Source organism: Alcanivorax sp. HI0044 (assembly GCF_001634945.1).
On the sequence record NZ_LWEZ01000189.1, the window covers coordinates 1 to 671 of the forward strand.

Genomic DNA, 671 nt, shown 5'->3' on the forward strand with positions numbered 1-671 from the left:
GATCACCACATCTGCTTCGGCCACGGCTTGCGCCGNGCTGGCCGCAATGCGTGCTCGACTGGCAAATCGCTGTGCCTTGTCAGGGGTACGGTTCCACAAGGTGAGGGAAAAACCGGCATCCAGCAGTCGCGCCACCATGGGCGCCCCCATCAGACCGATGCCAAGAAAGCTGATATGAGGCATGAAATGTCCTGAACTAACGGAACGAAAAGTCTACGCGATTCACACTGGTGACTGTAGCCACGGGCTGGCACGTCAATCAAAAAAGCCGCCCGCAGGCGGCTCTTTCAATCCGGGACACGATACCCGGAGCAACTCAGTGCTCAGGCCGACTGGCTGCGACGCCCACGTAGCCAGAAAACCACGGCCAGGATAATCGCCACTGATTGTGCGACCACACCTTGCACGGTCGGGTAGAGACCCAACCACTCGATGGTGGGCACGCCCAGGTAGAACGCACTGATCAGCCCGGCTTCCTGCAGGGCGGCAATGCCGTTGCCAAGCAGAATCACCGACAGGATCAGCAGCACAATGCTGGTCACGCGGAAGAACAGACTCAGGGGCAAGCGCATGCCAATGCGGAAGAACAGGAAACACACCACCGCCAGCGCCAGAATGGCCGCCCCCATACCGTAAAACAGGTAAGGCTGAGTCGCCGCCGTCACCTGGCT

Annotated in this window: 1 protein-coding gene and 1 pseudogene; both read right to left on the minus strand. The window is 59.9% G+C overall.

Annotated features, from left to right (window positions below; genetic code table 11):
* Nucleotides 1-183, minus strand: a 183-nt coding sequence (locus tag A3730_RS02240) for an NAD(P)-binding domain-containing protein (protein WP_197477232.1), incomplete at its 3' end; no start/stop codon positions are given.
* Between the two features lie 140 nt (nt 184-323).
* Nucleotides 324-671, minus strand: a pseudogene (locus A3730_RS30900) (cytochrome C); the annotation flags it as partial.